Origin of the sequence: Frankia sp. Cppng1_Ct_nod (genome assembly GCF_920656135.1) — a bacterium.
Lineage (GTDB): Bacteria > Actinomycetota > Actinomycetes > Frankiales > Frankiaceae > Protofrankia > Protofrankia meridionalis.
Map to the genome: position 1 here is coordinate 59,958 of NZ_CAKKTK010000015.1, position 14,563 is coordinate 74,520.

A 14,563-nucleotide genomic window follows, 5' to 3' on the forward strand; every position below is an offset into this window, starting at 1 on the left:
GGGCGGGCGCGGTTGGTCGGAGGGTCCCCTGAGACGGATGCTGCTTGTCCGCGGTGCCGTGACCGCGACGGCGGCGACCGCGGCCTGGTCGGTGGGCCGGGTCACGGGGACGCCGCGTCGGGCATCCACCATAGGGCTGCTGACACTCGTGGGGACGCAGCTCGGCCAGACCCTGACGCTCGCGCCCCGGGACCCGCTGGTGGTCGCGACCGCCGTCGGCAGCGCCGCCGCGCTAGCAGTGATGATTCAGACGCCAGGCGTGAGCAGACTGTTCGGGAGCACCCCGCTGGGCCCCGCCGGATGGACGATAGTGGCGACGTCCACCACCGCTGCCACCCTTGCCGCCTGGGTCTACGAACGGCGCACCGGCCGCGTCACACGGCAGGCGTCGGCGTCGGCGTCGGCGTCGGCGTCGGCGGTCGAAACCACCGGCGAACCAGTTCGGCCACCAGCGTGACGGCGATCGCTCCGAGCACGTCGACGATGACCCCCAAGATGACCTCGGACATCGCGCTCCCTCCCGTGAACAGCAGGCCGATCTCCTGCGCCCAGGGTCCGTTGCGATGGTGAACAACGGCCGAGCATCCGACGTCCGGCCCCTGACCGCCTCCGGAAGGTTCGGCGGTTCACCCCGCCGATCGGCCACCGCCGGGCCGTTCAGCAGGGTTCAGCAAGGTTCGACGGGGTTCAACGGGGTAAGCCGAAGAAGCCGTTGAGGCTGACCTGCCGGGTATCTGGATCCACGTCGGAGGTGTCGGCAAGCAGGTCCTCCAGCGGTCGGGGCCGGCCGGCGTGGAACCCCTGCGCACAGTCCACCCCCAGGTCACGGAGCGCCAGCGCCAGCCCCTCACGGTCGACGTTCTCCGCAATGGTGTACATACCGAGACAGCGGGCGACCCGCACGACCGCGTCCGCGAGGACCGTGTCCGCCGGGGAGGTGTCGACATTGCGCAGAAAGTCACCAGCGATCTTCACATTGGTGAAGGGCATGTTCCGCAGATGGACGAACGATCCAAGGCCCGCCCCGAACCCGTCGAGGATGAACCGGCACCCCGCGCCCGTCAACGTCTCGGCGAGGTGTCGCACCGCGTCAGGACTCGACATGGCAGCGGCCTCGGCGATCTCGAGACCGAGCTGGGACGGATCGACCCGCGCGGCGCGCAGGGTCGCCAGGACGAAGTCACCAAACGCGGGGTCCTCAACCGACCGGCCGGAGATGTTCATGTGCAGCCGGAACCGGTCACGGCGGGCCGCGGCCGAGGAAAGCACGGCCACCGTCCGCTCCAGTACCCAGCGGTCCAGGTTCAGGCGAAGGTCGCTGTCCTCGACGGCGCCGAGGAAGTCTGCTGGATCGAGGTCGGGCTGCCGACCGTCACGCAGCCGCACCAGCACCTCGTAGCCCTGGACCTCCCTGGACGCCAGATCCACGATGGGCTGCGCCTCAAGCGCCAGTAGCCCGCCGTCGAGCGCGTCGCGTACCCGACGCGTCACCGAGAGCCGCCGGGCGGCGGCTTCGCGCTGCTCCGGCGCGAACAGTCGCGCGCGGTTGCGGCCGGCGTCCTTGGCTTCGTACAGTGCAACGTCGGCGCGGGCGAGCGCCATGTCGCAGTTGTCGACGCCCGCCAGCGGGACGACACCGACGCTGATGGTGACAGGAACCGTGGTGACAGGAACCGCCACGCCGTCGATGAGAACCGGGTGCCGGGCGATCGTCTCGCACAGCACGTCCGCGGCGGCAAGCCCGTCCGGGCCGTCCCCGGAATCCACGATCACCGCGAACTCGTCTCCGCCGAACCACCCGAGCACGGCGCCGGGAAGTACCTCGTCCAACGTCTCGCTCAACGCCCGGGCCAGTGCCCGCAGCACCATGTCACCAACCGCGTGACCGTGCAGCTCGTTGATGTCCTTGAAGTCGTCGACATCGATCAGCAGCAACGCCCCGGTCCGGTCGCCCCCGACCCCGGCGGATTCGACCCCGGCGCCTTCGAGACGTTCGGACAGCAGCGCGGTTGTCGATCGCCGGTTGCGTAGTCCGGTGAGCGGGTCGTACGCGTCGAGGCGCGCGAGGTCGCGGCGCATCCCGACCAGCTCGGTGACGTCATGCGCGGTACCCATGATCCGGATCGGCGTGCCGAGGTCGTCGGTGAGGACGTCCCCGTGGCATTCGAGCACACACTCGGACAACCGGTCGGCCAGAAACATACGATGCGTGAACTCGAACGGGCCGACCTCGGCGATCGCCCGGTCCAACACGCTCTCGATCATCGAGACGTCGTCCGGATGCACCAACGACCGGTAGGTCTCGTAGTCGAGGTAGGTGTCGGTGGGGTACCCGAACATGGCGAGCAGCTCGTCGGACCACGCCACCTCGTCGGTGATCAGATCCCACTCCCAGATGCCGGTCCGGGCGATCGTTTCGACATGGTGGAGCCACTGTTCCCGTAGCCGTGTGGTCTCCTCCTCACGGTGGCGTCCGGTGATGTCAGCGATCTCGTAGAGAACGAAGCCACCCGCACCCGCCACCACCACCCCACCGACGCCACCGTTCACCAACGCGCTGGCGTGCAGCTCCAGCCAGCGGATGGTGCCGTCCGGCGCCTGCCACCTGGCCTCGCGAGGGTCCGCATCCACAATGACGTCGGCCAGCGGGAGTCCGGCTTCGGCGACCGCGAAACGCCCGGCGACCACGGGGTCGGGACCCAGTTCGGGACCCGGCTCGACGTCCAGGTCGACCCGCGCGGATCCGCCGCTCGCGAGCACCAGGTCGAGCAGTGCCCGGTTCGCCCAGACCACCCGGCCGTCGAACGTCACCACCAGCAGACCTGTGGATACCGCGTCGGCCACCAGGCCGATCACGCCAGCGACCAACGCACTTCTCCCGCCTACGCTTGTCAGCCCTGCGTACATCTCGGCTGGCCACGCTCGCCCCCGATCGATTCGCGAGTGTATCGGCAGTCGGATGAGCACGGAACGTTAGGGCCGGCCGGGGTAGGATTCCCCTCGGACCAGGGCTGTGGGCAGGATGCCGACATGCCCAGGATCATCAAGGTCGTTGTTGCCCCGAACGCCTTCAAGGGCACGCTGACCGCCGCCGAGGCGGCGCGTGCCATGGCCGACGGGGTCGGCATCGCCGTCGGCCGCCATTGCGACGTCGTCCTGCAACCGGTCGCGGACGGCGGCGACGGAACGGTGGCGGCGGCCGTCGCCGCGGGCTTCACCCGCCACGAGATCACGGTTTCCGGACCGATCGGATCACCGGTACGGGCGGCGTTCGCCGTCCGGGAGGACGCCGCGGTGCTGGAGATGGCCGAAGCCTCCGGTCTGTGCCTCCTGCCCAGGGCGCGGTACGCGCCGCTGACGGCGTCCACCACCGGAACCGGCGAGCTGATCCGCGCCGCTCTCGATACCGGCGCCCGACGGCTGCTGCTCGGCGCGGGCGGAAGCGCGACGACCGACGGTGGCGTCGGGATGGCGACCGCTCTCGGTGTCCGGTTCCTCGACCGCTGCGGCCACCCGCTGCCGCCTGGTGGCGCGGTCCTGCGCAACCTCGCCGTCGTCGACGTCACCGGCCTGGACGCACGGCTGACCGGCGCCGACATCACGGTTGCCGCCGACGTCGACAGTCCGCTTCTCGGGCCGCACGGCGCGGCGGCGGTCTTCGGCCCGCAGAAGGGCGCGAGCCCCACGGACGTCGCCGCCCTCGAGGAGGGGCTGCATACCCTCGTCGAACGCCTCGACGCCCTTCCTCAGGCCGGCGGAACCCTCCCGGCCCGGGATGCGGCGCTCACCCCGGGCGCGGGCTCGGCCGGGGGGCTCGGCTTCGGCGCGATGCTCTTCCTGGGCGCACGGGTGCACCCAGGCGCCGAACTCCTGCTCGACCTCGTCAGGTTCGACTCGGTTCTGACCGGCGCCGTCCTGGTGGTCACCGGCGAGGGCGCGCTGGACACCCAGACCATGCGAGGAAAGGCCCCGCTGGTGGTGGCGAGGCGAGCACGCAGAGCCGGCATTCCCGTCATCGCGGTCTGCGGCCGGGTCGACGTCGAGAAGGAGATCTGGCAGGAGGCCGGGTTCACGGCCGTCCATGCGCTGCACCCGGCGGCCGGGCGGGACGAGGCGGCCGGGCGGGACGAGGCGGCCGAGGCGGCCGGGGCGGCGGTCCGGCTGCGCGGCCGGACCGCCGAGGCCGTGCACGCGTTTCTCCGCGACCCCGAGTAGGGTGCCCCCGCCCGCCGCCGTACCGCCCGCCGGTCAGTCGTGGATCTGCTGGGCGAGGTAGTTCGCCTCGCCGACCTGGGAGACAAGTTCCAGTTGGGCGTCCAGCCAGTCGATGTGCTCCTCCTCGGACGTGAGGATGCTCTCCAGCAGGACGGCCGATCCCACGTCGTCACGGGACCGGGTCAAAACGATTCCCTCCCGCAGCAGCGCGCAGGCCTCGATCTCGTGGGAGCGGTCGGAGGTCAGCTGCTCGAGCACCGTCTCACCGACCCGCAGCGTGTGCAGCCGCTGCAGGTTGGGTAGCCCGCCCAGGTAGAGAACCCGGTGCACCAGCTTGTCCGCATGGCGCATCTCGTCGATCGACTCGTCGTAGGTGTGCTTGCCCAACCGGTGGTAGCCCCAGTTGAGTTGCATCCGCGAGTGCAGGAAGTACTGGTTGATGGCGGTCAGCTCGTTCGCGAGGACGCCGTTGAGCAGTTCAATGATTTCCGTATCGCCCCGCACGTGAGAACCTCCACCGTTTCAGCCCGACTGGACGACCGGACGGACACGGCAGTGGTCGCCAAGCAGCTCCTCGATCTCCTCAAGGCAGCCGCCGCAGCCGGTGCCGGCCGCGCAGACCTCGCCGACCTCATCCGTGTCGCACGCGCCCGACTCAATCACGCCGCGCAACGTCCGGTCGGTGACAGCAAAACACGAGCAGACCAGCACCGCACCTCACCTCGCCCTCGCTGCCGCCAACACCACAGCACCCCCGACCACTAAACTAAAGCTTCCCTAATAGTTCCATCGGGACGAGAGTCGCACACGGTCGGATGACAGGCAAGCAGCCGCACCATGCGATTCGGCGAACACAGCACCAGGCCAGGGCATAGTTGCCCAGGCCTTCCCGTTCCGCTCCCTGTTCACAGCGCTCGGGGCCTGCTGCGGTCCGCTCCCGACCGTTGCCGGTCGGACTTCACGGAGCGATCGAGGCCACCAGTGCGGAGATCTCCACCCTCCGGTTGGAGGCACGTCCGACCTCGGTGTCGTTGGTCGCCACCGGATAGTCCGACGCGAACCCGGCGGGCCGCAGCTGCGCGGCCGGCACGCCGTGGCTCGACAGGTAGGACGCCGCGGCCTCTGCCCGCGAAAACGACAGCGCCTCGTTGACAGCATGAGAACCCTGCGTGTCGGTGTGGCCCGCCACCAGTACGGGTAGGGCATCGTCCCGCAGCACCGCCGCGATTTGATCAAGTTGGGCACGGTCGTCGTCGGTGAGTTCGGAGCTGTCCGTCGCGAACGTGACATGACCCGCGGCGACGGCCGCGGCGAGGCGGTCGGCTCCGGCCGTGGTTCCCGCTCCGGCCGTGGTTCCCGCTCCGGCCGTGGTTCCCGCTCCGGCCGTGGTTCCCGCTCCGGCCGTGCGTCCCGCTCCGGCGGCCGGGACCGGGACCGGGACCGCAGTAGCCGAACCCGCCTGCCGAACGGTCAGGCGGTTGTCGAGGGTGAGGGCCGGCTGCACCGTCCGGGTCGCGGCCAGGACGGCGGACCCCAGCCGTGCCCGCTCGTCGGCGTCGGCCACGGTTCCCTCCAGCACCACCTCGGGGCCAATGATCGTAACCTGATGTTCGCCGGTCACGGCTGTCAGCGCGCGGGTCAGCTCGTCTAGGACCGGCACCGGTGGGGCGGCCACATCCGGATCGACCGCGACCTGCCCCGTCAAGGTGCCGGAACTGGCCGCGACCGCCGCGCCGAGGAGCTGTTCCCTGGCGCCCCGGTCAGGCACGGTTGCGGTGAGCGTGAGCGAGCCACCGTCGACCGCGAGCACGAAGGGCTTTGCGGTCGCGTTCGGCACCGCCACGATCCGGACATCACCACCCAACCTCGCTGACCGCGCGCCGGAGACGTGTGCGACCGCCCTACGGGCCGCTTCGGCCGCGGAAACGCTGGGAAACGTGCCGTGCACGGTGGCATCCCGGCCGTCGAAGGTCACCTCGGCGCCGGTCTGGCCGCCGGCCCGGACCGCGGACGCGGCCCGGTCGGACAGTTGGCTTTCGATGGGCCCACGCCGCAGCCCCAGCGCCAGGACCGCCAGTAAAAGCCAGGCGACGACAAGGGACACCGAGAAGACGACGGGACGAGGCCGCCGCACCACAGCCACCTTGGCCAAGGACATAGAAATGGTCTCCGCGCAAATTCTGCCTGGGAAGGCCCAACGGATGACAGGAGTGCGGCGAACAATCCCGCCGCGGGCCAACTGTCGCACATCGGGCTGTCCATAACGTGCACCGGGTGGTCCAAGTCCGCGCCGGGCCTGTCAAGCCCCCGACCCTGGCCCCCTTGGAACCCCCAGGTCTGGCGGTGCCGGCCCCGGGCGTACACCGACCCCGCTCCCGGCCCCCGCGGGCTGGGGTTCCAGTGGCTGGGGCCGGGCCGACCGGTCGGCCGAGCCGATCCGATCGATCGGCCGAGCCGGGCTGGCCGGCTCCAGTTGCCCGGTCGGCTGTTCTCGTCCGCGCGCCGGTCGCGTCACCACCGATGCCACGGCGGCTCCGATGCCGAGCACGAACCAGCCGGCGATCACGTCCAGCACGTAGTGGTTGGCGGTGGCCATCACCACGAAGGCCGTTGCCGCCGGGTAGAGGATGCCGAGCGCCCTGACCCGGCGGTGCCGGGCGAATCGAGCGATGTTCCAGCCGCACCACAGCGCCCAGGCACAGTGCAGGGAGGGCATGGCGGCGAACTGGTTGGCGATGCCACCCAACCCCCTGGGCGCGGCGCTCGAGTCGCCGCCCCACCAGCCCCAGTCGTGGAACGACGCCATGGTGTCGATGAAGCCTGCCCCGGGTAGCAGCCGCGGCGGAGCCGTCGGAAGCAGGAAGAATCCGACAAGACTGATCACGGTCGTACAGGCGATCGTCCACCGGGCTCGCAGGTAGCGACTCGGGTGCTTGCGGTAGAGCCAGAGCAGGACGGTCGGTGTGACGACGAAGTGGAGGCTTGCGTAGTAGTAGCAGGATGCGACGGCGAGCGCGGGAAGGCCCTGCAACCAGTGGTTCAACCCGAGCTCAACGTTTAGGTGCAGGTCGGTCTGGATGCGCAGGAGATCCCACCCGACCGCGAGCGCATCCCGACGGGAACCGTCGGCCACCGCACGGATGGCCGTGTAGCTGTAGTAAAGAACGATCATCACGACAGCTTCGATCCACAGCACAGGCAGTCCGTCGGACCTGCGGCGTGTGCGGATCACCCGTGACCTCCCCGGTGGTGACCTGGCCTGTTCAACGGTTCGGTCACCGCGTTCTCGCGTACTACGACCGGCGGCCCCAGTGAACCCCGTCGACTTCGAGCCTCGACATTCCTCTGCCTACCCAGCCACCCCACCTTTCGCTTAGCGTGTTCGGTCAAGTACCTTTGCGTCACCAGTTGGCAGTACCGACAACGGACCGCACCCGGGGGTAGCGATGACGCACCCGATAGCTGGCGCACCACCCGGTGCGACTCGACCTCCCACGCCCGCCATGGGCGAGAGACCCATGCCCGTCGCGCTGGCGCGTTCCACAACCCAGCCCGTCTCTGCGACAACATCCACCGATATTCAATCATCGCCCGCTCCCTCACCCGCAACAGGTTTCGGTCCGACGTGCGGCGGTGGCCGGCGCCGGCCACCGCACGCCCCTGCCATCGCGCGGCGCCGGGGAGAGGTGCTGGAGGACGCGATCCGTACCGCCGTGGTCGAACTACTCGCCGAACACGGCTACGGCGCGTTGACCATGGACCTGGTGGCCGCACATGCCCGGGCCGGCAAGGCCACTCTGTATCGCCGCTGGTCCTGCAAGCTCGACCTGGTGATCGACACCGTGTGGCGACTCGACCATGCGACCGTCACGGACCCCGACACCGGCAGCTTCCGCGAGGACCAGCTCCTGCTGCTGCGGGAGTTCGCCCACCTGCTTCACGGACGCCAGGGAGCGGTCACCGCGACCCTGCTCGGCGAGCTCACCCGACACTCCGACCTCGCCGTCGCTCTGCGAGCGGTCCTTCTCCACCAACGCCGGGCGATTTCCGCGGCCATCGCCGAAAGGGCCGTGCAACGCGGCGAGGTCCGCCCCGATGCCCCGTGGTCACTGGTCAACGAGATCGGGCCTTCGCTGCTGTTCGCCCGCTATCTGATTGCCGGCGAACCCCTTGACCACGGCTACATCGTTGACATTCTGGATGGAATAGTCGTGCCGCTCGTCCTCCCGGCCCGGGCGCCCCGTCAGGGACCTCGTAGCAGGCCGGGCACCGGGGCATGACGGCCCTGCCGGCCGGGCTGGTCCGGACATGTCCCAGACAGGGCCGCTTCCACCATTTCGACACGGCTACCCTGAGCCGCGTGGCAAACAGTACGAGTACACACCGCGCGGAACGGGTGTCGCGGTATCTGTCGCGGCATCTGCGGCACGCGCCGGACGACATCGGCATCATTCTCGATACAGCGGGGTGGGTACCCGTCACCGAGCTGCTCGACGCCTGCGCCCGGTCCGGTTTCCCGATCACCCGTGCCGAGCTGGAACACGTCGTGGCGACAAGCGACAAGCAGCGTTTCGCTTTCGACGACATCGGGCAGCGCATCCGCGCCAACCAGGGCCATTCGGTACGCGTCGAGCTGGGCCTGGATGTCGTGACACCACCGGACGTGCTGTTCCACGGGACGATCGAGGCCTTCCTGCCCGCGATCCGCGAGCAGGGGCTGCGTCCGATGCGCCGCCACGACGTCCACCTGTCTCCCGACACGGAAACCGCGCGACGGGTGGGCGCGCGCCGTGGCCGGTCCATCGTCCTCACCGTCGACGCCGGCGCGATGCACCGAGACGGTCACCGGTTCCGGCGCAGCGCGAACGGGGTCTGGCTGACCAGTCACGTACCGCCCGACTTCCTTCATCTTCCCGAATAACCATGAGATCCGGGCAGTGAGATCCGGGCAGTGAGATCCGGGCACGCCTCGCGGTACCGCCCGTCGGGAAGGGACCGTGGCCCGGGGTCGCGGCACCGGGCCCGTTCACCGCGGGCGGTCCGCTACGACCCGAACAGACCAGGATCACCCGCCACCGCTGACGACCAGCGAAACCATGGATACCGCTATTGTTCAACCGTGACTGACATCACAGACTTCGCCCACCTGGTCTCCGGCGACAACGGCCTGTCCATCGTCTCCACACTGCGCGCGGACGAGACGATTCATTCGTCGGTGGTCAACGTCGGTGTGCTCGACCATCCGGCAACCGGCGTTCCCGTGATCGGATTCGTGGCACGAGCCACGGCCCGCAAACTCGTCCATCTTCGCACCCGCCCCCGTGCCACCGTCGTGGTCCGCGACGGCTGGGAATGGGCCGCCGCCGAAGGCCCGGTCGAACTGACCGGCCCCGAAGATCCCCTGCCCGGCGTCGACGCCGACTGCCTCCGCATGCTCCTACGCCACATCTTCACCGCCGCCGGTGGCACCCACGACGACTGGAACACCTACGACAGGGTCATGGCCAACGAACGCCGCACGGCCGTCCTGCTCCTCCCCGACCGGATCTACTCCAACCCCTGAGCCGATCCCGGCGAAGGCGTAGGTGGAAACCGCCGCCGGAACGACGGAAACGACCTACACCTCGTCGTTCGGACGGTCTCAGGGCGAGAATCGGACGGTCTCAGGGCGAGAAGACGCGGGGGTGGGGACGGGTGCGGGTGCGGCGGGCCAGGGCGCGGACATGGCCGACGGCGGTGATCACATGGCCGACCGCGGCGTGCACCTCATCCTCGGTGGAGGGGCGTCCGAGGCTGAACCGCAGGCTCTCCGACGCGGCGGTGGAACCGAGCCCCATCGCGGTCAGGACGTGGGACGGCTCGCTGCTCGACCCCTTGCAGGCACTGCCCGCCGACACCGCGACCTCGGGCATGGACGTCATCACCGCGTCGGCGTCCGCTCCGGCGAACCGCAGGTTCACCGTGTTCGGCAGGCGTGCGACGGCCGGGCCGTTCAACTCGACAGCGTCGAGCTGCTCGGTGAGCAGATGCTGCAACAGCGCGGTCAGCCGCCGCAATTGGTCGGCGTCGGTGGTGAGTTCGGCGGCGGCGATCGCCGCGGCCCGGCCGAAACCGACGATGCCGGCGCTGTTGGTGGTACCGCTGCGCAGGCCGCGTTCCTGACCCCCGCCGACGATCAGCGGGGTCAGCCGGTTCTGCAGCCGCCGGCGCGCGACGAGCGCACCGACCCCCTTGGGCCCGTAGATCTTGTGCGCGCTCAGCACCGCGAGGTCGATCTCCCACGCGTCCAGAGCAACAGGGATCTTGCCGGCGGCCTGGGTGACGTCACAGAGGAACAGGGCGCCGGCGCCGTGTGCGAGCCCGCAGGCCCGGCGGACGTCCGCGACCGCGCCGGTCTCGCTGTTCGCGGCCATCACCGCGACCAGGACCACATCCTTCGACAGCGACGCGGCGAGGTGGTCGAGATCGGGGGCACCGTTGCGCAGGACCCGGACGATCCCGACCGTGCCGCCGTGGATCCTCGCGGCCTCCGCCGCCGCCGCGAGGACGGCCTTGTGCTCGGTGGCCGCGACCAGGATGCGGCGGCGGCCGGGTTCGGCACCGGCAAGCACACCGCGGATGGCGAGATTGGCCGCTTCGGTGGCACCGCTGGTGAACACGACGTTGCGCCGGTTCGTCCCCACCAGGGAGGCGACCTGGCCGCGTGCCTGCTCGACGAGCCGGGCGACCGCGCGACCCGCGCCATGCCCGCTGGATGCGTTCGCGAACTGCTCGGAGAACAGGGGCAGCATCGCCTCCAGCACCCGTGGGTCGACCGGGGTGGTGGCGTTGTAGTCAAAATAGATCATTATGGCCACGCGGGCCGCCGAGACCAGCCCCGATCGGTGTCGGTGGCCGGGACATCGCGGTACCGTCCGTCCGGTGTGATCCGCAGTCGACGCAGTCGGGGTCCCGGAGCACCGGGAACGAGCGGAAGTCCATGTCCGACAGGTCGAAGGCCAGCAACCTGCCGGTGGACGGCTCACCGAACCGGGCGATCATTTTGATCACTTCCATGGCGGCCAGGCAGCCGACGGTACCGGCGACCGCGCCGAGCACCGGGAAGCCGAGCGGATCCCACTGCGGATCCCCGTGCGCGAACACGCAGCGAAGACACGGCCCGCCGGGAGCCATCACGAGCAGCTGGGCCTCGGTGGTGTTCATGGCCGCGAAGACCAGCGGCACGCCCAGATCCAGGCACATCCGGTTGATCCGGAAACGTTCGGGGAAGTTGTGGCGGGCGTCGACCACCACGTCCGAACCGGCGACGAGGCCGGGGATGCACGGGTCGAACAGGTCACGGTCCCATGCCTCGACGATGACGTCCGGGTAGTGGGCACGAAGCGTGTCCGCGGCGCAGACCACCCGGGCCTCACCGACCCGGTCGGGTCGCATAAGAATCTGCCGGTTGAGGTCGGGTGTCTCGAGGGCGCCGGGATGCACGAGGACCAGCCGCCCGACACCGGCCGCGGCGAGATACGTGGCGACGGCTCCGCCCACCCCACCCACCCCCGCCACAAGCACTGTCGCCTCGCACAGCCGCTCCTGTCCCGCCAGCCCGAAACCGTTCAACGTCAGTTGGCGCTCGAAGCGCCGCATTCCGATTCCGGTGTTCGCGCCGTTCGTGTTCAGGCCATCCATGTTCAGGCCGTCCATGTCCCCCACCTCCCCTACCGACTCACCGAGGCCGGTACGACTCTCCTGACGTCGGGAACAGCTTCCTTCAGCTGCCGTTCGACCGTTTTCACCAGCGCGGTCACGTCGGCCTCGCTGGTGAGGCCCGGCCCGGTCACCCGCACCGAGACCACGCCGTCGGCGACTCCGACGACGGACGCGTCTCGCCCGACGAGCTGCAGGTGTGGCCGGATGTGCTGGATCGCCACGTTCGCCTTCTGCAGCAGCGACGTTTCCACACCGTCCGGCTGGACGGGCGGCGCGAACGAAGGCCCGCACAGACAGCTACTACGCGCGTTCGGGTTGTAGAAGGTGAAACCGGACGACATCAGCGACTCGCTGTAGTCGATACGCATGCCGTCGAACTGCTCGGCCGAATCGGCGGCGACGAACACGCCGAAGTCCTCGACGCGGATGACGACGTCGCCGGCCGGGGGCACGGGCACGACCGCGAGCCGGTAGCGGTGGCCGGCACAGCCGCTGGACGTGTCGACACCGACCCGTAGGCCCGACCCGGGCGCCGTCCCCTCCCGGCCGAGCAGCGTGCGCACCTGGCCCGCGGCCCGCTCGGTGAAGCTGATCACAATACTCACTGGTCCATCTCCCGATACGTCCAGGCGCGGTCAGTGGGCGAGGACGACTCGCTCGACCGCGGGCACCGATTCCTTGAGCTGACGTTCGATGACCCCTGCCAACGTGTCCAGTGCGGAGGAGCAGCCTCCGCAGGCACCGGTCAGCTGGACCGAGACGACACCGCCGGTGACGTCGACGACCGTCGCGTCCCCGCCGTCACGCTGCAGGAACGGCCGGATCTGCTGCATGGCCTCGTCCACCTGCCGCCACAGGGTCTCCTCGTTCCCGTTCGGCTCCGGCGCGGAGAAGGACGACCCGCACGAGCAGGGATCCGAGGAGTTCGGGTTGGCGAAGACGAATCCGGACGATGTCAGCGACTCGACGTAGTCGATGCGGACCCCGTGCACGATCGACGCGGACGCGGAGTCCACGAACACGTCGAAGCCGTCCTGGCGGACGATGATGTCGCCCTTCTGCGCGGCGGGCGCGAGCGCCAGGCTGTACGTGTAGCCGGCACAGCCGCCCGGCTGCGCGCCGACCCGCAGGCCGTAGCCGGTGGTCTCCTCCTCCCGGGCGAGCAGGGCGCGCACCTGACCCGCAGCCTGTTCGGTGAGGGTGACCTGAAGCTTGCTGATCATGATCCTACCTTTGCTGCGAGGTGGTCGGGCGCCGCTGACAGGCCGGTCGGCAGCTCGGCGGGGGGCTCGGACGACCCCTCGGTCAACCCATCGGTCAACCCCTCGGCGGCCAGCCGCGCGCCCTGGGCCGCAACCGCGGAGTCGATGAGGTCGTAGCATTCGACGGCCTCGATCCCGGCCGCGGCCAGTGCCTCCCGGGGCCCATTTCCGATCTTGCTGCACAGCAGCGCGGCGCAGTCCGACAGCAGCCGGACGGTCTTGTCCAGCACCGATTCGTCCTCGTCGCACTCGGAGGGACCCTCGCAGTAGCGCTCGACACTGCGGGTACCGACCAGACGCGCCCAGTTCTCACCCGCCTCGTAGACCCAGAACTCCTCGGCGTGGCCGAAGTGCTGGTTGACCACACCGCCGCCCTTGGTGGCGACGGCCACCAGGACGGTCCGCTCCGGCCTGGCGATGCCGTCCGCGGAGATCCGCAGCTCCTCGCGGGTGGACCGGACGTCGGAGCGCCACCGTTCGATCGCGGCGTGGGCCTGCCGGCGTCCGGCCAGGTCGTAGGTGACCTCGCCGTTCAGGTAGGTCTCCGGGCCGAACTCCTCGCTGCGGTCCTCCCCCAGCAGCCCGACCGCGTCGGCCCGGCACTGGCGGCAGTGGCGCATCATGTTCATCTCGGCGCCGTCGTCGCCCTCGCAGCGGTCCTGTAGCGCCTTGAGCTCCTGCGGGGTCGGTCCGCGCTGCCCGGTCAGGCCGTAGTGGGTGCCGTGCTCGGGCGCGGACACCAGCGGCATCACGTTGTGCAGGAACGCGCCCATGCCCTTGACCGTGCGGGAGACCTCGATCAGATGGTCGTCGTTGACACCGGGGATCATCACCGAGTTGACCTTGCAGAGGATCTTGCGCTCGGTCAGTGCGGCCAGCCCCTCCAGCTGCCGCTCGGACAGGATCCTGGACGCTTCCACGCCGGTGTGACGCTTGCCCCGGAAGGCAACCCACGGGTAGATCCGAGCCCCGACCTCGGGGTCGGTCATGTTGATGGTGATCGTGACGTGGTCGATGCCGAGCTGTTCGATGCGATCGACGTGGTCGACGAGGGTGAGCCCGTTCGTGGACACGCAGAGCTTGATGTCCGGACAGTCACGGGCCACCAGTTCCATCGTGCGCAAGGTGCGGTCGGCGTTCGCCAGCGGTTCACCGGGCCCGGCCACACCGAGCACGCTCATCTGCTTGATCTCGCTGGCGACCCGCTTGACCTTGGCGAGCGCATCCTCCGGGGACAGCAGCCGACTGGTGACACCCGGCCGGCTCTCGTTGGCGCAGTCGTACTTACGGTTGCAGTAGTTGCACTGGATGTTGCAGCCGGGCGCGACCGGGACGTGCATCCGGGCGTAGTACTGGTGCGCCTCCTGGCTGTAACAGGGATGGTG

15 protein-coding genes are annotated in these 14,563 nt (G+C 69.6%); 5 read left to right on the plus strand and 10 right to left on the minus strand.

Annotation, left to right across the window (positions count from 1 at the left end):
* Nucleotides 1–457, plus strand: a 457-nt coding sequence (locus NBW77_RS07045) for a cation transporting ATPase C-terminal domain-containing protein (RefSeq protein ID WP_250279465.1), incomplete at its 5' end; no start/stop codon positions are given.
* Between the two features lie 230 nt (nt 458–687).
* On the opposite strand, the gene NBW77_RS07050 is transcribed toward NBW77_RS07045, so the two are convergent.
* Complete coding sequence (locus NBW77_RS07050) at nt 688–2,868, minus strand: putative bifunctional diguanylate cyclase/phosphodiesterase (protein ID WP_131747367.1); 2,181 nt, start codon at nt 2,866–2,868, stop codon at nt 688–690.
* A 162-nt stretch (nt 2,869–3,030) separates the two neighbouring features.
* Here NBW77_RS07050 and NBW77_RS07055 point away from each other — a divergent pair, with 162 nt between their 5' ends.
* On the plus strand, nt 3,031–4,215 hold the full coding sequence (locus NBW77_RS07055) for a glycerate kinase (RefSeq protein WP_131747368.1): 1,185 nt from the start codon (nt 3,031–3,033) through the stop codon (nt 4,213–4,215).
* A 33-nt stretch (nt 4,216–4,248) separates the two neighbouring features.
* Here NBW77_RS07055 and bfr read toward each other — a convergent pair whose 3' ends face one another.
* The 4 genes from bfr to NBW77_RS07075 form a co-directional block, all read right to left on the minus strand.
* Complete coding sequence (gene bfr / locus NBW77_RS07060; RefSeq protein WP_131747369.1) at nt 4,249–4,719, minus strand: bacterioferritin; 471 nt, start codon at nt 4,717–4,719, stop codon at nt 4,249–4,251.
* Between the two features lie 18 nt (nt 4,720–4,737).
* On the minus strand, nt 4,738–4,926 hold the full coding sequence (locus NBW77_RS07065) for a (2Fe-2S)-binding protein (protein ID WP_131747370.1): 189 nt from the start codon (nt 4,924–4,926) through the stop codon (nt 4,738–4,740).
* 247 nt (nt 4,927–5,173) lie between these two features.
* Nucleotides 5,174–6,373 carry an OmpA family protein gene (locus NBW77_RS07070; RefSeq protein ID WP_250279466.1) on the minus strand — a complete coding sequence of 400 codons (1,200 nt, stop codon included), beginning with the start codon at nt 6,371–6,373 and terminating at the stop codon, nt 5,174–5,176.
* Between the two features lie 141 nt (nt 6,374–6,514).
* On the minus strand, nt 6,515–7,447 hold the full coding sequence (locus NBW77_RS07075) for a phosphatase PAP2 family protein (protein ID WP_250279467.1): 933 nt from the start codon (nt 7,445–7,447) through the stop codon (nt 6,515–6,517).
* Nucleotides 7,448–7,733: 286 nt separating this feature from the next.
* Here NBW77_RS07075 and NBW77_RS07080 point away from each other — a divergent pair, with 286 nt between their 5' ends.
* The 3 genes from NBW77_RS07080 (at nt 7,734) to NBW77_RS07090 (ending at nt 9,778) form a co-directional block, all read left to right on the plus strand.
* Nucleotides 7,734–8,495 (plus strand): TetR/AcrR family transcriptional regulator, encoded by a 762-nt coding sequence (locus NBW77_RS07080; protein ID WP_207387109.1) that lies wholly within the window; start codon nt 7,734–7,736, stop codon nt 8,493–8,495.
* Nucleotides 8,492–9,136: an RNA 2'-phosphotransferase gene (locus NBW77_RS07085; protein WP_131747373.1), complete on the plus strand. Its 645-nt coding sequence runs from the start codon at nt 8,492–8,494 to the stop codon at nt 9,134–9,136. Before NBW77_RS07080 ends, NBW77_RS07085 begins: the two co-directional genes overlap by 4 nt.
* A gap of 198 nt (nt 9,137–9,334) precedes the next feature.
* Nucleotides 9,335–9,778 carry a pyridoxamine 5'-phosphate oxidase family protein gene (locus NBW77_RS07090; protein WP_131747374.1) on the plus strand — a complete coding sequence of 148 codons (444 nt, stop codon included), beginning with the start codon at nt 9,335–9,337 and terminating at the stop codon, nt 9,776–9,778.
* A 100-nt stretch (nt 9,779–9,878) separates the two neighbouring features.
* Here the strand turns inward: NBW77_RS07090 and NBW77_RS07095 are convergent, their stop codons facing one another.
* The 5 genes from NBW77_RS07095 to nifB all read right to left on the minus strand — a co-directional run.
* Entirely contained in the window at nt 9,879–11,063 is a 1,185-nt protein-coding gene (locus NBW77_RS07095; RefSeq protein ID WP_250279472.1) for a cysteine desulfurase family protein, read from the minus strand.
* Nucleotides 11,050–11,910 carry a HesA/MoeB/ThiF family protein gene (locus NBW77_RS07100; RefSeq protein WP_250279469.1) on the minus strand — a complete coding sequence of 287 codons (861 nt, stop codon included), beginning with the start codon at nt 11,908–11,910 and terminating at the stop codon, nt 11,050–11,052. The genes NBW77_RS07095 and NBW77_RS07100 overlap by 14 nt, the downstream gene beginning before the upstream one ends.
* A gap of 14 nt (nt 11,911–11,924) precedes the next feature.
* A complete protein-coding gene (locus NBW77_RS07105; RefSeq protein ID WP_131747192.1) occupies nt 11,925–12,521 on the minus strand; it encodes an iron-sulfur cluster assembly accessory protein in 597 nt (198 codons plus the stop codon).
* 30 nt (nt 12,522–12,551) lie between these two features.
* A complete protein-coding gene (locus NBW77_RS22315) occupies nt 12,552–13,139 on the minus strand; it encodes an iron-sulfur cluster assembly accessory protein (protein ID WP_131747193.1) in 588 nt (195 codons plus the stop codon).
* The coding region (gene nifB, locus NBW77_RS07120) for a nitrogenase cofactor biosynthesis protein NifB (RefSeq protein ID WP_250279470.1) at nt 13,136–14,563 on the minus strand (1,428 nt) is incomplete at its 5' end. The genes NBW77_RS22315 and nifB, both read right to left, overlap by 4 nt.